This is a genomic window from Streptomyces purpureus, from assembly GCF_014648195.1.
Taxonomy (GTDB): Bacteria; Actinomycetota; Actinomycetes; order Streptomycetales; family Streptomycetaceae; genus Streptomyces; species Streptomyces purpureus.
Genome location: NZ_BMQQ01000001.1, coordinates 749,164 through 769,309, shown reverse-complemented (window position 1 = coordinate 769,309; position 20,146 = coordinate 749,164). Strand labels below are relative to the sequence as shown.

The 20,146-nt window shown below is 72.9% G+C and carries 14 protein-coding genes, 2 pseudogenes and 1 riboswitch; of the genes and pseudogenes, 9 read left to right on the top strand and 7 right to left on the bottom strand.

From position 1 onward, the window contains the following. Window positions 1-33: 33 nt before the first annotated feature. From IEZ01_RS03455 to IEZ01_RS03445, 3 genes are read right to left on the bottom strand one after another with little or no spacing between them, the layout of a single operon-like run. Window positions 34-468: a roadblock/LC7 domain-containing protein gene (locus IEZ01_RS03455; RefSeq protein ID WP_019891412.1), complete on the bottom strand. Its 435-nt coding sequence runs from the start codon at window positions 466-468 to the stop codon at window positions 34-36. Continuing rightward, window positions 465-3,134, bottom strand: coding sequence for a sensor histidine kinase (locus IEZ01_RS03450; protein ID WP_229832634.1), 2,670 nt, complete (start codon window positions 3,132-3,134; stop codon window positions 465-467). The genes IEZ01_RS03455 and IEZ01_RS03450 overlap by 4 nt, the downstream gene beginning before the upstream one ends. A gap of 45 nt (window positions 3,135-3,179) precedes the next feature. Beyond that, a complete protein-coding gene (locus IEZ01_RS03445) occupies window positions 3,180-4,016 on the bottom strand; it encodes an MHYT domain-containing protein (RefSeq protein WP_189199736.1) in 837 nt (278 codons plus the stop codon). A gap of 170 nt (window positions 4,017-4,186) precedes the next feature. Between IEZ01_RS03445 and IEZ01_RS03440 the strand changes: the two genes are divergently transcribed. The 3 genes and pseudogenes from IEZ01_RS03440 (at window position 4,187) to IEZ01_RS03430 (ending at window position 7,278) form a co-directional block, all read left to right on the top strand. Further along, window positions 4,187-4,786, top strand: a complete 600-nt coding sequence (locus tag IEZ01_RS03440; protein WP_189199734.1) for a class I SAM-dependent methyltransferase — start codon at window positions 4,187-4,189, stop codon at window positions 4,784-4,786. Between the two features lie 124 nt (window positions 4,787-4,910). Beyond that, the gene (locus IEZ01_RS03435) at window positions 4,911-5,762 is read left to right on the top strand and encodes a hypothetical protein (RefSeq protein WP_189199732.1); all 852 of its coding nucleotides are present in this window, start codon (window positions 4,911-4,913) and stop codon (window positions 5,760-5,762) included. A gap of 149 nt (window positions 5,763-5,911) precedes the next feature. After that, window positions 5,912-7,278: pseudogene (locus IEZ01_RS03430) on the top strand (tannase/feruloyl esterase family alpha/beta hydrolase). A gap of 6 nt (window positions 7,279-7,284) precedes the next feature. Here IEZ01_RS03430 and IEZ01_RS03425 read toward each other — a convergent pair. Next, window positions 7,285-7,467 (bottom strand): tail-anchor membrane protein, encoded by a 183-nt coding sequence (locus tag IEZ01_RS03425; RefSeq protein WP_019891406.1) that lies wholly within the window; start codon window positions 7,465-7,467, stop codon window positions 7,285-7,287. Window positions 7,468-7,577: 110 nt separating this feature from the next. Then, entirely contained in the window at window positions 7,578-8,657 is a 1,080-nt protein-coding gene (locus IEZ01_RS03420; protein WP_189199730.1) for a fatty acid desaturase family protein, read from the bottom strand. Between the two features lie 196 nt (window positions 8,658-8,853). Between IEZ01_RS03420 and IEZ01_RS03415 the strand changes: the two genes are divergently transcribed. Together IEZ01_RS03415 and IEZ01_RS03410 are read left to right on the top strand one after the other, a co-directional pair. Next, window positions 8,854-11,691 carry an SCO1167/SCO6262 family helicase gene (locus IEZ01_RS03415; RefSeq protein ID WP_506417156.1) on the top strand — a complete coding sequence of 946 codons (2,838 nt, stop codon included), beginning with the start codon at window positions 8,854-8,856 and terminating at the stop codon, window positions 11,689-11,691. 5 nt (window positions 11,692-11,696) lie between these two features. Then, window positions 11,697-13,001 carry an SWIM zinc finger family protein gene (locus IEZ01_RS03410; protein ID WP_189199852.1) on the top strand — a complete coding sequence of 435 codons (1,305 nt, stop codon included), beginning with the start codon at window positions 11,697-11,699 and terminating at the stop codon, window positions 12,999-13,001. 258 nt (window positions 13,002-13,259) lie between these two features. Here IEZ01_RS03410 and IEZ01_RS03405 read toward each other — a convergent pair whose 3' ends face one another. Then, complete coding sequence (locus tag IEZ01_RS03405; protein WP_019891401.1) at window positions 13,260-14,117, bottom strand: bifunctional 5,10-methylenetetrahydrofolate dehydrogenase/5,10-methenyltetrahydrofolate cyclohydrolase; 858 nt, start codon at window positions 14,115-14,117, stop codon at window positions 13,260-13,262. A 21-nt stretch (window positions 14,118-14,138) separates the two neighbouring features. Continuing rightward, window positions 14,139-14,238: riboswitch (ZMP/ZTP riboswitch) on the bottom strand. A 171-nt stretch (window positions 14,239-14,409) separates the two neighbouring features. On the opposite strand from IEZ01_RS03405, the gene IEZ01_RS03400 reads away from it, so the two are divergent. From IEZ01_RS03400 to IEZ01_RS34640, 3 genes and pseudogenes are all read left to right on the top strand, one after another. Beyond that, window positions 14,410-15,663, top strand: coding sequence for a GAF domain-containing protein (locus IEZ01_RS03400; protein ID WP_019891400.1), 1,254 nt, complete (start codon window positions 14,410-14,412; stop codon window positions 15,661-15,663). A 54-nt stretch (window positions 15,664-15,717) separates the two neighbouring features. Next, complete coding sequence (gene exaC / locus IEZ01_RS03395; protein WP_189199726.1) at window positions 15,718-17,241, top strand: acetaldehyde dehydrogenase ExaC; 1,524 nt, start codon at window positions 15,718-15,720, stop codon at window positions 17,239-17,241. 245 nt (window positions 17,242-17,486) lie between these two features. Beyond that, a pseudogene (locus IEZ01_RS34640) lies at window positions 17,487-17,718 on the top strand (hypothetical protein); the annotation flags it as partial. 17 nt (window positions 17,719-17,735) lie between these two features. Here IEZ01_RS34640 and IEZ01_RS03385 read toward each other — a convergent pair. Further along, on the bottom strand, window positions 17,736-18,476 hold the full coding sequence (locus tag IEZ01_RS03385) for a class I SAM-dependent DNA methyltransferase (protein WP_019891398.1): 741 nt from the start codon (window positions 18,474-18,476) through the stop codon (window positions 17,736-17,738). A 369-nt stretch (window positions 18,477-18,845) separates the two neighbouring features. On the opposite strand from IEZ01_RS03385, the gene IEZ01_RS03380 reads away from it, so the two are divergent. Beyond that, entirely contained in the window at window positions 18,846-19,994 is a 1,149-nt protein-coding gene (locus tag IEZ01_RS03380) for a serine hydrolase domain-containing protein (protein WP_189199724.1), read from the top strand. The last annotated feature ends 152 nt before the right edge of the window (window positions 19,995-20,146 follow it).

Genomic DNA, 20,146 nt, shown 5'->3' with positions numbered 1-20,146 from the left:
CTCCGGTGTGGTCTCCGGTGGGTCTCGCCGCGGTCAGCCGGTGGCCGGCGGGGTGGTGGTCATCCTCGGCGGCGCGTACAGGTGCTCGCCGACCCGTTTGACGAGGCGGGCCATCTCGTAGGCGATCAGGCCGATGTCGGCGGTGACCTCGCTGAGGACGGCGAGGCACGATCCGTCACCGGCGGCCGCGACAAACAGGAATCCCTCGTCCATCTCCACCATCGTCTGGCGCACTGCCCCGGCGCCGAAGTGGCGGCCCGCTCCCTTGGCCAGGCTGTGGAAGCCGGAGGCGACGGCCGCGAGGTGTTCCGCGTCTTCCCTGGTCAGGCCGGTGGAGGCGCCGACGGCGAGGCCGTCGTTGGAGAGTACGACCGTGTGGCGCACCTCGCGGACCCGCAGGACGAGATCGTCCAGCAGCCAGTCGAGTTCGCCCGACCGGTGCGGGGCGATCCTCTCGTGCTCGATCATCTGTCGTCTCCTTCGCTGCCGAAACCGGTGCTGCGCGTGCGGTTGGGGGGCGTACGGCCGTTGGGTGTGCCAGGGGCGGGGCCGCCGCCGCGGGTCCAGCCGTCGCGGTAGGCCGTCATACGGTCGCGGACCTGCTCGGGGGTCCGGCGGTCCGTGTCGGGCTCGGCCGGTTCGTGGGTCGGGGCGGGCGGCGGCGCCTCACGCAGCTGGGCTACGAGGTGGGACTGGCGTACGCGGCGCGGCAGGCCGTCCGTAGTGCCCTGCTCGGCGCCCGCGTCGTCCTGGCCGCGCGACCGGAGTGTCGTGACGGCGGCGGGCGGCGGCGCGGGCTGGCTCCGGGGCCCGTGGGACGGCTGGGGCTCCGCGGGGCGGAGCGCGCGGCGCGCCGCGGACGGAACGGCGGCGACGGGCGGGGGCGGCGGATGTCCGGCGGACTCGGCGGCGGCCGGAGCCGCAGAGGGCAGGGGGCCTTGCGTCGGCGTCGCGTGGTCCGTACGGGAAGCCGCTGCCGCGGGTGCCCCGGCTGTCAGGGCCCCTTGGAGCAGTGCGGTCGGCAGCAGGACGACCGCGGTCGTACCGCCGTACGGCGATGTCCGCAGATGGACCCTGATGTCGTGCCGGGCGGAGAGGCGGCTGACGACGAAGAGTCCGAGCCGGTCGCTGTCGAACAGGTCGAGCGCCTCGGACTGTTCGATCCGGCGGTTGGCGTCGGCCAGGGTTTCCTTGCCCATGCCCAGCCCGCGGTCCTCGATCTCGAGGGCGTAGCCGTTGCCGACGGGCTCGCCGCTGATGCGGACCTTGGTGTGCGGCGGGGAGAACTGCGCCGCGTTCTCGACCAGTTCGGCGAGCAGATGGGTGAGGTCGGCGACGGCCGCGCCGACGACGGAGGTCTCGGGCAGGTGGCGTACCTCCACGCGCGCGTAGTCCTCGATTTCGGAGACGGCGGCCCGTACGACGTTGGTGAGCGGGACAGGCATCCGCCAGGCGCGGCCGGGGGCGGCCCCGGACAGGATGATCAGGCTCTCGGCGTGGCGGCGCATGCGGGTGGTGAGGTGGTCGAGGCGGAAGAGGTCGCCCAGCTCGCTCGGATCGTCGGCCCGGCGCTCCATGCTGTCGAGAAGGTTGAGCTGACGGTGGACCAGGACCTGGCTGCGCCGGGCGAGGTTGACGAAGACGCCGGAGATTCCGCCGGCCAGTTCGGCCCGTTCGACGGCCGCGGTGAGCGCGGCGCGGTGGACGGTGCCGAGCGCCTCGCCGACCTGCCCGATCTCGTCCTGTGCGGCGGGGCCGGGCGGCGCCTCCGCACGGACGTCGATCTCTTCGCCGGCGCGCAGCCGCCGCATGGCGTGGGGCAGTTTGCGGCGGGCGATCTCCAGGGCGGTGTTGCGGAGGCTGACGAGTTCCACGACGAGGCCGCGGCCTATGCGTACGGAGATGACGAGGGAGGCGGCGACCGCGGCGAGGCCGAAGAGGACGGCCGCGCCCGCCGGGGTGAGAGCGCCGTCGGCGAACGGGTCGGCGCGGTCGGCGGCGCTGCGCCGGGCGTCGGCCTCAAGGGTGTCGAGTGCGGCGCGGACGGGGCCATGGGCGCTGTCCCAGGTGCTCGCGGGTACGGCGGTGGCGGCCTTACGGCCCGGTGGGGCGGTGCGGATGCGGTCCTCGGCGGCGGTGAGCTGCTGGTACTCAGGCTGGGCGGTGAGGGCGCGCCAGGCGTCGCGGTCGGGTCCGCGCAGGTCGGCACCGGCGGTCTCGGCGAGGTGGCGGCGGTTCTCCACGGCGCCGGCGAAAGCGCGTTGGCGGGCCGCGCCGAGTTCCGTACCGAGGTGGGCGGAGGAGAGGAGGGCGTCCTCCCGGGCGAGCATCTCGGTGGCCCGGACGAATTCGAGGAGCACGCGCGCGTCGGAGCCGGTCGTGCCGTCCTGGACGCCGGTCAGCGCACCGCTCGCGGCGAAGGCCGCGGCGATGGTGTCGGTGTACCGCGTGTAGGCGGTGTCCCAGTCGGTCTTGCCGCCGAGGACGGCGGTCCGCACGGTCCGCAGGGCGCGGACGTTCTCGATGAAGGTCTCCACCCGGCGCGAGGCGTCGCCGGGCAGGCCGCCGGTGTCCGCGACGGTGTGGCCGCCGCCCAGGTCGAGCCGGGCGACGGCGGCGTCGGTGGCGCGTCCCTGTTCCTTCAGTTCGGCGACGCGGCCGGGGCCCGGCGAGGCGATCTGGCGTACGGCGGCGCGGCGTTCGGCCTGGACGGCGGTGACGGCGGCGGTGAGGGGCGCCCGTATCTCGGCGTCGATGCGCTGGAGCTGCCGGAGCCGGGCGATGTCCTGGGCGGTGGTGACGGTGGCGAAGCCCCACAGGCCCAGCAGGGACACGACGGGCACCATCAGCAGCGAGACGATCTTGGCGCGGACGGTCCGGGGGCGCAGGTGGGCGCGTGGCCGGGCCTGCGCCCCCGGCTGTGCTCCCGTCCCGCTCTGCGCTTCCGTCGCGCCCGGTGTTTCCGTCGCGCCCTGTCCCCCTGCGCCCGGTCCCGTGGTGGGTGCGGGGGCCGCCCGCTCCGGCCCGGCCGGCTGTTCGTCGGCGGGCGGTCCGGCGTGGGCGCGGCGCCCTCGCGCGGCCGGCGCGGGCTGTGGTGAGCCGGTGTCGGGGCTGGTGTGGCGGGGAGTTCGCATGGCCTCCTCGTTCCGGGTACGGGGCTGGGTGCGGTGCCGGGGCGGCTATGCGGGGGCTGACGGCTGGGCCGACGTCGCGGCGGGCCGGGAACCACCCCTGGCGACGGTCGGGGCGACGTCGTCCGTTGCGGCGCGTTCGGCGGAGGCGTAGGCGGCGCGTTCCATGGCGGTCGGCGTCAGCGCGACGAAGGCCGAGGTGAGGAAGAGGTAGGACCCGAGGCCGACGGCGAGGGGGAAGATGAACTGCATCGCCGTGGCGCCGGGAAGCGTGCCGTGGGAGGGTGCCACGTCGACCTCGACGGCGAACATCCCGGTGTAGTGCATGCTGCTCACGGCCGCGCCCATGACGAGTGAGGCGACGGCGACCGCGGCGGGCGACTTGATGTTCAGGGCCGCCCACAGGGCGGCGGTCGCCGCGACGACCGCGATGGCGACGGAGAGCGCGACGAGCAGGGGGTCGTAACGCACCTGCCCGTGCAGCCTCAGGGCGGCCATGCCGAGGTAGTGCATGCTGGCCACGCCCAGGCCGGTGGTGAGCCCGCCGAGGAGGAGCGAGCGCAGCCGGGCGCGGCCGTGGCCTACGGCGAAGACGCCCACGCCGACGACGACCATGGCGACGAGGAGGCTGAGGAGGGTCAGCGGCACGTCGTAGCGGATGTCGGTGCCAGTGACGCCAAAACCGAGCATGGCGACGAAATGCATCGTCCAGATGCCGGTGCCGAGGGCGGAGGCGGCGGTGAGCAGCCAGTTGCGCCGGGAGCGGCCGGTCGCTTCCAGCGCTCGTACGGTGCAGCGCAGTCCGAGGGCGGCGCCGATGCAGGCCATCGCGTACGACAGCACGGGGGTCAGCCAGCCGAAGGCGGCGTGGTCCAGGTGTCCCATGGCTCAGGGACGCTAGTCCTCATAGGGGCGCACGGAAGGGGCGCATTTCGAAAGGTGTTGGAATATGACGCAGAGATGTTCCTGAACGATCGCGGCGCGCTCGAACGTGCGCACAGGTGATTCACCGAAGAGGCTGAACTCTGCCGGTTTCGCTGAGGGATCATGGCGGCATGAGCGACGACCCCACACAGGTACAGGAATTCTTCACGGCCCGGGCCGCCGACTGGGACAGCCGTTTCCCCGACGACGGGCCGGCCTACGCCGCCGCCGTCGCGGAGCTGGGCCTGCGGCCCGGTGATGCCGTCCTCGACGCGGGCTGCGGCACGGGACGGGCCCTGCCCGCCCTGCGCGAAGCCGTGGGGCCCGGCGGCACCGTCCTCGGCGCCGATCTGACCCCGGCGATGCTGACGGCGGCGGTACGCGCCGGCCGTGACGCGTACGGACAGCTGCTGCTCGCCGACGTCGGCGCGCTGCCGTTCGCCTCGGGGGCCCTGGACGCGGTGTTCGGGGCCGGGCTCATCTCGCATCTCCCCCGGCCGCAGGAGAATCTGAGCGAGCTGGCGCGGGTGGTGCGGCCCGGCGGGCTTCTCGCGCTGTTCCACCCGATCGGGCGCGCGGCGCTCGCCGCCCGCCACGGGCGGGCGATCACCGACGACGACCTGCGCGCCGAGCCGAACCTGCGGCCGCTGCTCTCCGGCGCCGGCTGGCGGCTGGAGTCGTACGTCGACGAGGACGCCCGCTTCCTCGCGCTCGCACGCCAGGCCGCCTGAGTCGTACCGCTTTGCCCGTCAATGGCTTCCCGGAAACCGTCCCCGGACTCTCCGCGGACTCTCGACGGCCGGGTTACCCGCTGGTTAAGGTGCGCCGACGACCGATCGGGATGGGGAGGCTGCCGTGGCCGGGACGGACAACGTCGACGACGACGCGCTGTATGTGCTGACGGCCGTCCTGCTGACACCCGCGCAGTTCCCCACCGTCCTCGGCGACGACTACCCCGCCGCCTGCGCGTCCCTGGGGCTGGAGGCGTACGCCGAGGGCTACGGGCTGGTGCTGGGCCAAGACGGTACGGGAGCCCGCTGGACCGTCGTCGTCGACGACGTGTCGCTGGTCGCCGTGGCCATCGCGTCGTGGGACTGCGGCATGGCCTACGACCTGTCGCCCGACGAGCGCTCGGTGGTGGCCGGGCTCCCCGGCTGGCCGCTGGCGGTGGCGACGGCGGCGCCTGATCTGCCCGCGCCGCACGATCCGGAGCCGGAGGAGGGTGATCCGCCGGTGCTGGCCCCGTTGGACGCCGGGGAGTGGGGGCCCGCTCAGCGGCGTATGGGCGCGGACGCCATCGCGCTGCAGTGGGAGGCCTGGCGGGCCGAGTTCGACGGTTCGTCCGGTGACAAGCCGGCCGAAGGCGCAGCCCAGGACGTGGCAGGAGACGGGCAGGCCGGGGACGCGGGCGCCTGGGACCCGGAGGCCGGGGACGACCCGTACGACGGGGTGCGGCGCGCGCTGGCCGAACTGCGCGGGTACCTGAAGGAGCCGCCGCCGGTCGGCCGGGTCCGGTCCACCTTCGCCACCGCGGACGCCCGGATGCTGCGCGCCGACGGACCGGGCTGGTCCCTGGTCGCCCGCACCGACGACATGGCGTTCGTGCTCCTGGACGACGAACCGCGCGAGGTCCTGCCGGTGGCCCGTGGCCCCAAGCTCCCCGCGCTGCTGGAGGCGTTGGACGCCATGGCGGTGCGCCCGTCCTGAGCCATGCGCCGCCGTGGAGGCCGTGGAGGCGGGTCCGGGGCACATGCGGAAGGCGTCCGAGGTGGGGTGCCGGACCATGGCAGGGCGGCGAGGCTGCCCGCACGATGGTCGGCGCGTGACACCCAGCCGTCGTCCACCGGAGGCCGTCCATGCGCCTGCTGCGAGGCGTTCCCCTGCTCACCGCGCTCCTGACGGGGCTCGCCCTCACCGCCCCCGCCGGGGCCACGACCGGCCCTCCGGAGACCTGCGCCCGTCCGGGAGCGCTCGCCGTCCCCGGCGCGGAGCACCAGCGGACCGTCTGCCTGGGCGATCTGACGACGGCGGCGCTGGCCGGCACTCCGTACACCGACATGGCCGACCAGGCGGGGCTCTCCGCGCGCGGGACGCGGAATCCGTCCGGGGTGCCGGGCGTCCAGATCGACGGGTACTTCCCGGACGACTCGCGGTGGAACGCCACGCACGGCTGGCGGCACGACGCGCAGTTCGTGATCCGGCTTCCCGACCGTTGGAACGGCGGACTGGTGGTGACGGGCGCGCCGGGCACCCGCCGCCAGTACGCCACCGACACACTCATCTCCGACCAGGTCCTGGCCCAGGGGTACGCCTACGCGGCGACGGACAAGGGCAATACCGGACCCGACTTCTTCACCGACGGGCGGCGCCCGGGCGACGCGGTCGCCGAGTGGAACCGCCGGGTCACCGACTGACCGTCGCCGCCCAGCGGGTCGTACGGCAGCGGTACGGGCACGGTCCCCGGCGCACGTACATGACGGGCATCTCCAACGGCGGTTATCTGACGCGCTGGCAGCTGGAGAACCGGCCCGATCTGTACGACGGCGGGGTGGACTGGGAGGGTGTGCTGTGGACGACGCGCGGGCCGAACCTGCTGACCGGTCTGCCGGTCACGGTCGCCCGATCCCAGGGGACGGCCGATGACGACGATCTGCTGGGGGCCGGGTTCCACCCGGGGTCGCGGTTCCTGTGGCCGTACCACGAGAAGGTCTACTGGGGGCTGACCCAGAAGGCGTTCCGGGCGGAGTTCGACCCTACGTACGATCCAGCCTGCCCGGGGGCCTCGGCCGGTACGACGCCGGAGCAGATCTTCGCCGCCTGCCCTTCGGACGCGGCCTACTCCTATGCGTCACGGCCGGCGTCCGTCCGGCGGGCGGTCGCGAAGGTCGCCCTGACGGGCAGAATCGGACGTCCCCTGATCACCTTGCACGGCGATCTGGACGCCTTGCTGCCGATCGCGACCGGTTCCGATGTGTACGCGCGGACGGTCGAGCGCACGGGCCGCGCCGGGCTGCACCGGTACTACCGGATCGAGGACGGCACACACGCCGACGGCCTGTACGACACCTATCCGGACCGGCTGCGGCCGATCCTGCCCTGCTACCGCTCGGCGTTCACGGCGCTGACGGCGTGGGTCGAGAAGGGCGCGTCGCCGCCCGCGAGCCGTACGGTGGCCCGGCCCTCGGACGGGGACGTGGTCAACTCCTGTGGCCTGGGCGGCTGACCGCCGCTACCTGCCGATCTGCTTGCGGGAGACCCGGCGCAGCCGGCGGCGCTGGCTCGGGTCGAGCGCGAGATAGGCCACGGCGGGGACCCCGACGATCACCAGCAGTGAGAGCCAGAAACCGATCAGCGGTATCAGGACAAGGCCTGCGACCACTCCCCCGAGGGCGATCTTCCCGTTTGTCGACATCTTCGTGCCTCCTTCGCGGCCCGTGGCCGCCTTCTTCCATTGAACGCCCGAAACCTGGCGGCGGTTCCCCCGGGGGACCGCCGTCGGCACGAGCCCGTGGAGTCTCCGGCTCAGGCCGCGCGCAGCGGCTCGCCCACCTCGTGCAGATGGCCGAGCGCCTGCCGGTAGGAGTCGACGAGGCCGGTCTCCGTGTACGGGATCCCGATAGCGCGGCAGTGGGCGCGGACGGCCGGCTGGGCGAGCCGCAGGTGCGGTCGGGGCATGCTCGGGAAGAGGTGGTGCTCGATCTGGTAGTTCAGGCCGCCCAGGAACCAGTCGGTGAGCGGGCCGCCGCGGATGTTGCGGGAGGTGAGCACCTGGCGGCGCAGATGGCCCCAGCGCTCGCCGTCCTCGCCGGGCGTCTCCATGCCCTTGTGGTTCGGGGCGAACGCCATGCCCAGGTGGAGGCCGAGCAGCATCTGGTGGATCAGCGCGAAAACCAGCGCCTGCCCGGCCGTGAGGGTGCTCAGCAGCAGGGCGGCGTAGCCGACGACATGGGTGAGGAGCAGGGCGCCCTCGGTCAGGCGGTCGCGCCGGCGGCGGTAGGGGCCGTCCTTGGAGAACAGCGCCTGGAAGCCGTACACCTTGAGCGCGATGCCCTCCAGCGTGGTCAGCGGGAAGAAGAGCCAGGCCTGGTGCCGGGTGAGCCAGCCCCGGAAGCCGGTGCGGTCCGCCGCCTGGTGCTGGGCGAAGACCAGCACGTCGGCGGCGACATCGGGGTCCTTGTCCAGGTGGTTGGGGTTGGCGTGGTGGCGGTTGTGCTTGTCGTTCCACCACTCCTGGCTCATGCCGAGGAGGAGGTTGGCGTGGACGAGCTGGATGAGCCGGTTGGTGCGGCGGTCGGCGGCGATCTGCGCATGCCCGGCGTCATGGCCGACGAACGCACAGCGGGCGGAGAGCAGGGCGAGCGGTACGGCCAGCGTCATCGCCCACCAGGAGGGGCCCAGGAGGACCAGGCCGGTCACGACGGCGGCCAGGCCCAGCAGGTTCACCACGATGCCGCGCGCGTACCAGGCGGTGCGGCGCTCCAGCAGACCCTGCTCCTTGACCGTGCGCAGCAGCGGGGCGAATTCGCTGCCGGCGGCCCGTGGCGGGGCTGCGGACGCGGGGGCCCGTTCGGGTGCCGTGAGCGTTGCGGTGGCCTGTGGCATGGCGGTCTCCCCTGGTGAGGCCGGTCGCCGACTGCGCCCGGTCCCCAGAAACCTACGGAGCGGCGCCGGTGGGGAACCATGGCGTCATCCCCCGAGTTCAGTGGGGGTCAGCCCAGGGGGCGGAGTGGTGCTGGCTCCACCACGCCGTGATCGAGTACCCTCGGCGCCCCGTCCACTAGTCAAGTTTGAGGAATCAGTGAGCGTGTCCGAACTCTTCGGCTCTTCGGCTGTCTTCCTGCCCGCCGACCCCGCGCGGGACGGACGGGTCGCCTTCTGGTGCGACGGCGACGGACCACCACCCCACGAGGACGGTGAGGTCGAGGACCTGACCGTGGTCGCGGACGACCTCCTCCCCCGGACCGTACGGGCCCGGCTGCTGCCCGTACGGGAGGCCCTGCCCGTCCTCACGCGCGCGAGGACGGCGCCGGACGCGTCGCCCGAGACCGCTTTCTGGAGTGCGGCGGCACTCCTCGGGCTCCATCTGGTGGCGCGCGGGCTGCTGCTGCCGGGGCTCACGGCCACGGACCGGGACGCCTGGCGGGTCGGTCCGCTGTCGCCCGAGGACCTGGAGCACGTACGGACGCTGGCCGCGTCGATGCCACCCGGCGCCCATGCCGTACCCCTGCCCGCGGTCGACGGCGCCTCCCCGCGGCTGCCGGAGCCCGAGGGGCTGCTGCGGGCCTTCCTGGACGCCGTCGCCGACGGGCTGCCGCGTACCCCCGCCGCGCCCCTCGCCGCCGGCGGCCCCGCCTTCGCGGCGCTCCCCGCGCAGCAGGTGCCCGCCCAGCGCGGCTGGGCGGCGGACGTGGCCGCCGGCTACGACGCGGGGGTACGGCTCTCGCTGCGCGTCGAGGTGTCGGGGCTGGGAACTGGAGCCGGAGCCGACGATCCGGGGGCGCCCGCCTTCCAGGCCGTCCTGCAGATACACAGCGTCAGCGACGCCGCGCTGGTCGCCGACGCGGCGGAGGTGTGGGCGGGCAGCGGCCCCGCGGCGGCCGCCTTCGGGCCGCGCGCCCGGATGGACGCGCTCCTCGCGCTGCGCCGGGCCGCACGCGCCTGGGCGCCGCTGACCCCGCTGCTGTCCGCGGCCGTCCCCGACGCCGTCGACCTCGCCGACGAGGAGGTCACCGAGCTGCTCGGCGAGGCGGCGCGGGCGCTCGCGGCGACCGGGATGCGGGTGCACTGGCCCAGGGAGCTGGCGCGCAAGCTCACCGCGCGCGCCGTGATCGGGCCACCCGCCGGCGACCACGGCCCGGACCGGGACGGCTCCGGCATGCCCTCCTTCCTCTCCGCCGACGCCCTGCTCTCCTTCAACTGGCGTTTCGCCGTGGGCGACGACACCCTCACCCGCGCGGAGCTCGACCAGCTCGCCGAGGCGGGGCGGCCGTTGGTGCGGCTGCGCGACCAGTGGGTGCTGGTCGACCCGGCGGAGGCGGTACGGGCCCGGGAGAGCCAGGACCGCAAGGTCAGCCCGATCGACGCGCTGGGTGCCGTACTGACCGGCTCGACGGAGGTGGACGGCCGCCCGGTGGCGGTCGAGGCGTCGGGGTGGCTGGCACGGCTGCGGGAGCGGCTGGCCGACCCGGAGGGCGGCCGGCAGGACCTCGCCCAGCCCGCCGCGCTCAGCGCCACGCTCCGCGACTACCAGCTGCGTGGCCTGAACTGGCTGCACCGCATGACGTCCCTGGGGCTCGGCGGCTGCCTCGCCGACGACATGGGCCTGGGAAAAACGATCACTCTGATCGCGCTCCATCTGCACCGGCAGACCGACCCGGCCGCCGCCGGGCCGACGCTCGTGGTCTGCCCCACCTCGCTGATGGGCAACTGGCAGCGGGAGATCGAGAAGTTCGCCCCCGGCACGCCGGTGCGCCGCTTCCACGGCACGACACGCACCCTCGACGGCCTGGCCGACGGAGAGTTCGTCCTCACCACGTACGGCACCATGCGGCTCGACGCCGCGCGGCTGGCCGAGCCGGCCTGGGGCATGGTCGTGGCGGACGAGGCCCAGCACGTCAAGAACCCCTATTCGGCCACCGCCCGGCAGCTGCGCACCATCGGCACGAAGGCGCGCGTGGCGCTCACCGGAACGCCCGTGGAGAACAACCTCTCCGAGCTCTGGGCGATCCTCGACTGGACGACCCCCGGCCTGCTGGGGCGCCTCGGCACCTTCCGCACCCGCTACGCCCAGGCCGTCGAGGGCGGCGACCCGGCGGCCGCCGAACGGCTGGCGGCGCTGGTCCGCCCGTTCCTGCTGCGCCGCCGCAAGTCCGACCCGGGGATCGCGCCCGAACTGCCCCCGAAGACCGAAACCGACCGGGCCGTGTCGCTGACCAAGGAACAGACCGGCCTCTACGAGGCCGTGGTGCGCGAGACGCTCGCGGCGATCGCCGAGGCGGACGGCATGGAGCGCCGCGGCCTGGTGATGAAGCTGCTCACCGCGCTGAAGCAGATCTGCAACCACCCCGCGCAGTACCTGAAGGAGGACAACCCCACCGTCGCGGACCGCTCCGGCAAGCTGGAGCTGCTCGACGAACTCCTCGACACGATCCTCGCCGAGGAGGCGAGCGTGCTCGTCTTCACCCAGTACGTGCAGATGGCGAGGCTGCTGGAACGGCACCTGGCGGACCGTGGGGTGCGGACGCAGTTCCTGCACGGGGGGACGCCGGTGGCGGAGCGTGAGGCGATGGTGCAGCGCTTCCAGGACGGCGAAGTGCCGGTGTTCCTGCTGTCGTTGAAGGCCGCCGGCACCGGCCTGAACCTGACCCGCGCGGGTCATGTGGTGCATTACGACCGGTGGTGGAACCCGGCCGTCGAGGCGCAGGCCACCGACCGGGCGTACCGGATCGGGCAGACCCAGCCGGTGCAGGTCCACCGGATCGTCGCGGAGGGCACGATCGAGGACTGTATCGCCGACATGCTGGCGAGCAAACGCGAGCTGGCGGACGCCGTACTCGGCTCCGGCGAGGGCGCGCTGACCGAACTGACCGACGCCGAGCTGGCGGACCTGGTGGAGCTGCGAGGGAACGGGCGATGAGTGCGATGGATGACGTTTTCGACCACGCGGACGGCGCCCCCGAGGAGGAGCGGACCTTCGCCGCGCTGCCGCCGGTACGCGGCGGCACGTTCGTACGTACCTGGTGGGGCCGGGCCTGGCTGAAGGCGCTGGAGGACACCGCGCTCGACGGCGAGCAGCTCAAGAAGGGCCGTAAGCACGCGCGCGACGGCTCGGTCGGCGCGGTGACGGTACGTCCCGGGCGGATCACCGCCGTCGTCAGGGACCGGGACGGCACGGGCCACCGGAGCGACGTGCTGCTCCAGGAGCTCTCGGCGGAGGGCTGGCACCGCTTCCTGGACATGGCCGTCGACAGCGCCGGGCACATCGCGGCGCTCCTCGACCGAGAGATGCCGCCGGACCTGGTGGAGGACGCGGCGGCGGCCGGGGTGGAGCTGCTGCCCGGCATCGGCGACCTGGAGCCGGAGTGCACGTGCGAGGCGTGGGACCACTGCCCGCACACCGCCGCGCTCTGCTACCAGGTGGCGCGCCTCCTGGACCAGGATCCGTTCGTCCTGCTGCTGATGCGGGGCCGCGGTGAGCGACGGCTCCTCGACGAGCTCCAGGTCCGCAGCGCGGCGCGGGCCGCGTCGGAGCATCCGGAGCCGGTCGCGGCGGCGGAGGCGGCCGGTGTCCCGGCCGAGGAGGCGTTCGCGGCGCGCGGCATCCTGCCCCCGCTGCCCGCGCCGCCCCCACTGCCCGGCGCGCCCGGCGAACCGCCGTCCCTGGAGACAGAGTCGGGGCCGACGCCCGGGCTCGACCCCGCGGCCCTGGAGTTCCTGGCGGCCGACGCGGCGGCCCGTGCGCACCGGATGCTGGCGGAGGCGCTGGCACCGGGGCACGACCGGCAGCCGGTGGAGCCCGCCCTGACGGTCACCCAGGACGCGGTCCGGCTGGCCGCGACCCCGACGGAGCCCTGGATCGCCGCCCGGCTGGCGTCGGGCACGGGCCGCCGCCGCGCCGAACTCGACCTGGCCACGCGCGCGTGGAGCCTGGGTGGCGCGCCGGCCCTGAAGGTTCTCGAGGAGGACGTCTCCCCGGCCCCGGACGTCCTGGCCCGCGCGCTGACCCAGCTCGCCGAGGCCTGGGACGACACCGACCGGCCACCCCTGCGCCAGACGGGCCCGGCCCGCTGGACCGTGGTCGGCGCCGACGTCCAGCTGCGCCTTGGCGAGGACGGCCGCTGGTGGCCGTACACCAAATCCCGCGGCCGCTGGACCCCCTCGGGCCCGGCGGACCCGGACCCGGCGGCGGCGCTGGTGGGAGTGACGGCGGAGCCGGGGCAGCCGTAGGCGAGGGGCTGGGGGCGGCAGGAGTGAACGTCCGGCCGCCCCGGCCGGGGCACGGCAGGCTGGGGCCCGGTGCGACAGGGCGAAGCAGCTGGCGTCCGGCGGCGGCGCACAACGATCCGCCCGGCCGGGCCGGAGCCCTCCCGCCGAAGCAGGTCGGGTCACGGCCAGGCAGCCGGCGCCAACCGCGGAGGCGGGACCCGCCCGTAGCCGGTGGGCGGCAGGGGGCTTGGGCCGGTGGCCGGCCCGGCCGCCTCCCCCCTACAGCCCGAGCTGGCGCTCGGCCGCGTCCACGGTCTGGGCGAGGAGGACCGCGATGGTCATCGGGCCGACGCCGCCCGGGACCGGGGTGATCAGGCTCGCGCGTTCGGCGGCGGTGTCGAAGTCGACGTCGCCGACGTTGCCGGGGTTGTAGCCCGCGTCGATGACGACCGCGCCCGGCTTGATGTCCTCGCCGCGGATGAAACGGGGGCGGCCGACGGCGGCGACGAGGATGTCGGCCTCGGCGACGATCTCCGAGAGGCCGGTGGTGCGGGAGTGGCAGTAGGTGACCGTCGCGTCCCGGGCGAGCAGGAGCATGCCGGCCGGCTTGCCGAGGATCGCGCTGCGGCCGACGACCACCGCGCGCTTCCCGGACGGGTTCACGTCGTACGCGTCGAGGAGACGCATGATGCCGCCGGGGGTGCAGGACTCGAAGCCGGGCAGGCCGAAGCTCATCGCCGCGAACGAGGTCATCGTGACACCGTCGACGTCCTTCTCCGGCGCGATCGCCTCGAAGGCGGCCCGCTCGTCGATGTGCGGCCCGACCGGGTGCTGGAGAAGGATGCCGTTGACCTCGGAGTCCTGGGAGAGACCGGTGAGGGTGGCGACGAGCTCCTCGGTGCTCGTGGCGGCCGGCAGCTCCATGTGCCGGGAGCGGATTCCGGCCTTCTCGCAGCGGGCGCGCTTCATCCGTACGTACGTCACGGAGGCCGGGTCCTCGCCGACGAGGACGGTCGCCAGGCAGGGAGCCGTACCCGTGCGGCGGGTGATCTCGGCAGCGCGGGCGGCGGTCTCCTCGACGGTGCGGCGGGCGAGCGCGGTGCCGTCCATGAGGCGTGCGGCGGGGACGGTGGGCATGGGCCACTCCTGAGCATCGGTCGTCATCGCCCAGGCGCACGGCAGTGGCGGAGTCCGGTCGGAGCCCGTCGGGCCGCTCCCCGGTGGTACTCCACCTCACGCGCCAGTCACGGCCCGCGCCCACTCTACGCGAGGCCGTGGAACACTTGTACGGGAGGCCGAGGGTCAAGACCGGACAGGGTGCGGCGGGGAGGGTTGTCGGCATCACCGGGCGCGGCCACGATGAGGCCTCGGCCCGCCGACAGCGGCCGAAGTCCTCGACGGGGAGGCCGATTTGGCCAGTGAGGCGTGGATGGGTCCGGAGCCCGACACCAGGGCACTGCGCAGGGCGCACGACGCGTTCACCTCGGGCGGGGAGCCCCCGAGGCCGCCGGTGCGGGCGCTGGTCGCCGAGTCGTGGCGGCGCTCGGCGCGGGCCCGGGTGAGCCCGGACGGGGCCGCCTGCGTCGAGCTGGACGAGCAGGATCTCGCCGCGTACCGGGAGGCGCATCCGCTCGCCGCCGCGATGCCGGTGATCCGTGAGCTGACGGATGCGTATGCGACGGATGGGGAGCATCTGGTCGCGGTGTGCGACGCGTCGGGGCGGCTGATGTGGGTGGAGGGGCATTCGGGGGCGCTGCGCCGGGCGCGATCGATGAACTTCGTGGCCGGGGCGCGCTGGACGGAGTCGGCGGCGGGGACGAACGCGCCGGGGACGGCGGTCTCGCTGGACCGTCCGGTGCAGGTGTGCTCGGCGGAGCACTTCCGGCGCCCGGTGCAGGCCTGGACGTGCGCTGCGGCGCCGGTGCACGATCCACACAGCGGGCGGCTGCTCGGCGCCGTCGACATCACGGGCGGCGACCGGCTCGCGCATCCGCACAGCCTGGCATTCGTCCAGGCGGTGGCGCGGGCAGCCGAATCGCAGCTGGCGCTGCTCGCCCCTCCCCCGGCGGCCGACCGGATACGGCTGGAGGCGCTGGGCCGAAACGAGGCGCTGCTGAGGCTGGAGGGTCGCAGGGTGCGGCTGAGCCGTCGGCACAGCGAGATCGTGGTCGTGCTGGCGCGCCGCCCGGAGGGTGTGAGCGGTGAGGAGCTGCTGACGCTGCTGTACGAGGACGCGTCGGTGACGCCGGTGACGCTGCGGGCCGAACTGTCGCGGCTGCGGGGGCTGCTCGGCGCGGACGTCCTGCGCTCGCGCCCGTACCGGCTGGCCAGGACCGTCGACGCCGACTTCGACTCTGTCGCGCGCAAGCTCGGCTCGGGGGCGCTGTCCGCGGCGCTCGGGGTGTACGCGGGGCCGCTGCTGCCGGGCTCGTGCGCTCCCGGGGTCGTACGGCTGCGGGAGCGGCTGGCGGGGCAGTTGCGGGCGGCGCTGGTGGACCGGGGCGATCCTCGGCTGCTGGCGGACTGGGCGTACAGCGCGTGGGGCGAGGACGATCCGGTGGTGTGGCGGGCGCTCGCGCGAGTGGTTCCGGCGAGTGGCCGGGCTCCGGTGCTGGACCGGCTGCGGGCGCTGGACGCCGAACTGTCCGCCGGTGCAACGAGGTTGCAACGTCGCGGCTCCTAGCCTCACGGGAGCGCCGGCCAAGGGCGGCCGGTGCGCTCCGAGGGAGGCGGTTCGATGACGCGTTACGCAGCGCCCGGCACCGACGGCGCGATCATGTCGTACCGGTCGCGGTACGACCACTGGATCGGCGGCGAGTACGTCGCCCCGGCGCGCGGGCAGTACTTCGAGAACCCGAGCCCGGTCGACGGCCGCCCCTTCACCGAGGTCGCCCGGGGCACCGCCGAGGACGTCGAACGCGCCTTGGACGCGGCGCACGCGGCCGCGCCCGCCTGGGGCCGTACGGCGCCCGCCGAGCGGGCCTCCGTGCTGCTGGGGATCGCCGACCGGATGGAGGCGCATCTGGAGGAGCTGGCGGTCGCGGAGAGCTGGGAGAACGGCAAGCCGGTCCGCGAGACGCTGGCGGCGGACATTCCGCTGGCCATCGACCACTTCCGCTACTTCGCGAGCGCCCTGCGCGCCCAGGAGGGCTCGCTGAGCGAGGTCGACGACGACACCGTGGCGTACCACTTCCACGAGCCGCTGGGCGTGGTCGCGCAGATCATCCCGTGGAACTTCCCGATCCTGATGGCGACGTGGAAGCTGGCGCCGGCGCTGGCCGCCGGGAATGCGGTCGTCCTGAAGCCCGCCGAACAGACCCCGGTCTCCGTGCACTTCTGGATGAGCCTGGTCGCCGATCTGCTGCCGCCGGGTGTGGTGAACGTCGTCAACGGCTTCGGTGTGGAGGCGGGCAAGCCGCTCGCGTCGTCGCCGCGGGTGGCGAAGATCGCGTTCACCGGGGAGACCACGACGGGGCGGCTGATCATGCAGTACGCCTCCGAGAACATCAAACCGGTCACGCTGGAGCTGGGCGGCAAGTCGCCGAACATCTTCTTCGACGACGTCTGGTCGGCGGACGACGAGTTCCGGGACAAGGCGCTCGAAGGGTTCACGATGTTCGCCCTGAATCAGGGCGAGGTGTGCACGTGCCCGTCGCGCGCGCTGATCCAGCGCGGCCACTACAGCGAGTTCCTGGAGGCGGCGGTCGCCCGGACCGAGCGGATCCTGCCGGGCCACCCCCTGGACACGGACACGATGATCGGCGCCCAGGCCTCCGACGACCAGCTCCGGAAGATCCTCTCGTACCTGGACATCGGCCAGCAGGAGGGCGCGAAGATCCTGACAGGCGGTCAGCGAGTGGAGTACGACGGCGAGCTGGCGGGCGGCTACTACGTCCAGCCGACCATCTTCGAGGGCGACAACCGGATGCGAATCTTCCAGGAGGAGATCTTCGGCCCGGTGGTGGCGGTGACCTCGTTCACCGACTTCGACGACGCGATCAAGACGGCCAACGACACGCTCTACGGCCTGGGCGCGGGCGTCTGGACCCGCGACCTCAACACGGCCTACCGTGCGGGCCGCGCGATCCAGGCGGGCCGGGTGTGGACGAACTGCTATCACGCGTATCCGGCGCATGCGGCGTTCGGCGGGTACAAACAGTCGGGTATCGGCCGCGAGACGCACAAGATGATGCTGGACCACTACCAGCAGACGAAGAATCTGTTGGTTTCGTACTCCCCGAAGAGGCTGGGCTTCTTCTAGATGCAGGAAAAAGGGCGCCTGACCAGGGCAGATGCCCGTCAGGCGCCCTTCTCGTCGCACACCTACGCGGCGAGTCGAAACATGCCCTTACTTCGATATCTCCCACCGGTATCCCAACTCTGACCAGCAGTTCCGGGGCAGTTCCGGGGCATTTCCGGGCCAAGGTACCGCTAAGAATTCCTCACGAAATGATCTACGAAGTGGTTGGATCACTCCGGGACCGTTGATCTGGGGGTGCGGGGTAGCGCCGCCGGCCACGGCACCGCCCGGACGTGGTGCTCGGCTCCGGACTCGGCGCCCAACGCTGGGTCGTGGAGCGAGCATTCGCCCACCTGCACTGGCTCCGCCGCCTGCGGATCCGCTGGGAGATACGCGACGACATCCACGAAGCCTTCACTCACCCTCGGATACGCACCGATCTGCTGGCGACGCCTGAACTCCCGACAGGAGCTTCAAGACAGGCACGGCCTACATTGACAGCCCGGTGGCCGACCTCAGGCTGGCTTGCGCCACACGGAGATGTGCTTCGCGGAGTCCTGGGTGAACGGCGCCCCGTCCCAGTCCGCGACACGACGTTCCAGCTCGAGCCCAGCGATCCGTGCCATCAGGTCGAGCTCTGCCGGCCAGGCGTACCGGTGCCGGGAGTTGTCACGGCGGTAGCGGCCGTCGTCGCCGTCGCGGGTGAAGTGGTGCGAGACGAGAATCTGCTCGACCAGGTCGAAGGTGTCGAAGCCGAGATGCTGCTCGGAGACATCGAACGGCACCGCGACCTGGCCGGGCGGCAGGAACCGCAGCGGCGGCACACCCAGCTCGATGACGAATCGGCCGCCGGGCTCCAGATGCCGTGCGGCGTTGCGGAAGCACTCGACCTGCTCGTCCTGAGTGAGCAGGTTCGTGATGGTGTTGTAGACGAGATAGACCAGGGTGAACTCACCGGGAACGACGGTGGTGGCCATGTCCCCGATGACTACCGGGAGCGTGTCCTCGTCGATCTTGCGCCGCAGCACCGCTGCCATGTGCTCGGACAGTTCGATGCCCACTACCGGCACGCCGCGTTCCCGGAGCGGGACTCCCACTCGTCCGGTCCCGATGGCGAACTCCAGTGCCCGGCCGCCTCCGGCGAGCTCGGCGAGGAAGGCGAGAGTCGGTCCGAGAACGGCAGCCGAGGACGCTTCGGTCTCCTCGGCGTCGTAGCGGTCAGCGGTCGCACGGGTCCACAGTTCACTGCTCGTCACGGACGGCCACTTTGCCGGGTGCCGAGGGGCGCTGTCGACGCATTTACGCTCTCCGCGGCGCAGCGTGCACCGCCCATAACTCGTCGCCGCCTTCCCACGACTTCGGCCGATCCACCCCGCACCCCGGATCACCAGTCCCGGCGTGGTCCAACCACCTTGGAGATCATTTCGCTAGGAGTTCTCAAGGGGGGTAACCCCCCGGCACCGGCCTGAGGACAGCGCATCGGTACGTCAGGGGGAAAACCGGATGGGGCGATCCCCCCTCCGCTGGTGGGATGGTCGTCGACCGCCGCTAGGGGGCGACACAGTCGCGGGCCACAGCCTGAGCGGTCCCTGAACGCGCGCAACCTGAACAGAGAAGGGGTCGTCATGCATGGGTTAAGAAGGCGTCGGCGAGGTCTGCTCGTCCTGACCAGCCTCGCTACAGCCGTCCTCGCCGCATCTACCGTGCCCACGGCGGCGGCGAAGCCGCGGCCGGCCGATCCGCTCCAACGGCAGGTGGAGGCGATCCACGACACCGGGGCCGTCGGTGTGCACGCCGAGGTGACGTCACCGGATGCACGCGACAGCGCGTACGCCGGGACGGCCGCGATGAACACAGAGAGGCCAATGCCGCAGGACGGCAGGTTCCGGATCGGCAGTGCTACCAAGACCTTCACCGCCACGGTCGTGCTGCAACTCGTCGGCGAGGGGCGAATGTCCCTGGAAGACACCGTCGAGCAGTGGCTGCCGGGAGTGGTCCGGGGCAACGGCAACGACGGCAGACAAATCACCGTACGGCAGCTGCTGCAGCACACCAGCGGCATCCCTGATGTCGGGCCGGAGATACCCGCGTTGAAAAACGCGGACGGCTATCGGGCCGAGCGGTTCCGCACGTACACGCCCAAGGAGTTGGCTGGTCTGGCGATGCGACACCCTGCCAAGTTCTCCCCGGGCGACGGCTGGTCGTACTCCAACACCAACTACATTCTCGCTGCGATGATCATCCATAAGGTCACCGGCCGGAGTTGGGCACGGGAGCTGAAGGACCGGATCATCCGCCCCCTGGAACTGAGGGACACCAGTACGCCCGGCGTCTTCCCGTCCATCCCGGGCCCGCACGCCCAGGGCTACGCCGCGTTCGGCACCGACAGGAGCATCGACGTCACGACCCTCAATCCGAGTATGGCCGTCGGCTCCGGCTCGGTCATCAGCACCGCGCACGACCTGAACCGGTTCTACGCCGCGCTGCTCGGCGGCCGTCTGCTGGCTCCGGCGCAGCTCGACGAGATGACGACCACCATGCCCGCGCCCGAGCTGGGCGTGAGGTATGGACTCGGTCTGGCCGAGATCCCGTTGCCCTGTGGCGGCAGCTACTTCGGCCACCGGGGCGAACTCCTCGGCTATGTCACCTGGGGCGGCGCCACCCGAGACGGGACCCGGACCGCGGTGGTGTACGTCACCAGTGACGGCGGCCAGGACACCCAGCAGGCCATGATCACACTCATGGGCCAGGAACTGTGCCGGACCCGTTCTTAGTTGGCAGCGAGCGAGAGCGTTCCGACTCCTGTCCACAGGCAACAGGGCGGCGCAACGCGCCAGCGCACCCTGCACGCGGTGATCGAGCGAACCTGGTCGCTCTTCGGCCCGATGCCTTTGGTCCTGGTCGGAGTTCCGTCCGGGGCGAACGA

Excerpts from the sequence above, each read along its gene's own strand:
- IEZ01_RS03455 (WP_019891412.1), bottom strand. The coding sequence starts at position 468 with ATGATCGAGCACGAGAGGATCGCCCCGCACCGGTCGGGCGAACTCGAC.
- IEZ01_RS03450 (WP_229832634.1), bottom strand. The coding sequence starts at position 3,134 with ATGCGAACTCCCCGCCACACCAGCCCCGACACCGGCTCACCACAGCCC.
- IEZ01_RS03445 (WP_189199736.1), bottom strand. The coding sequence starts at position 4,016 with ATGGGACACCTGGACCACGCCGCCTTCGGCTGGCTGACCCCCGTGCTG.
- IEZ01_RS03440 (WP_189199734.1), top strand. The coding sequence starts at position 4,187 with ATGAGCGACGACCCCACACAGGTACAGGAATTCTTCACGGCCCGGGCC.
- IEZ01_RS03425 (WP_019891406.1), bottom strand. The coding sequence starts at position 7,467 with ATGTCGACAAACGGGAAGATCGCCCTCGGGGGAGTGGTCGCAGGCCTT.
- IEZ01_RS03420 (WP_189199730.1), bottom strand. The coding sequence starts at position 8,657 with ATGCCACAGGCCACCGCAACGCTCACGGCACCCGAACGGGCCCCCGCG.
- IEZ01_RS03410 (WP_189199852.1), top strand. The coding sequence starts at position 11,697 with ATGGATGACGTTTTCGACCACGCGGACGGCGCCCCCGAGGAGGAGCGG.
- IEZ01_RS03405 (WP_019891401.1), bottom strand. The coding sequence starts at position 14,117 with ATGCCCACCGTCCCCGCCGCACGCCTCATGGACGGCACCGCGCTCGCC.
- IEZ01_RS03400 (WP_019891400.1), top strand. The coding sequence starts at position 14,410 with ATGGGTCCGGAGCCCGACACCAGGGCACTGCGCAGGGCGCACGACGCG.
- exaC (WP_189199726.1), top strand. The coding sequence starts at position 15,718 with ATGACGCGTTACGCAGCGCCCGGCACCGACGGCGCGATCATGTCGTAC.
- IEZ01_RS03380 (WP_189199724.1), top strand. The coding sequence starts at position 18,846 with ATGCATGGGTTAAGAAGGCGTCGGCGAGGTCTGCTCGTCCTGACCAGC.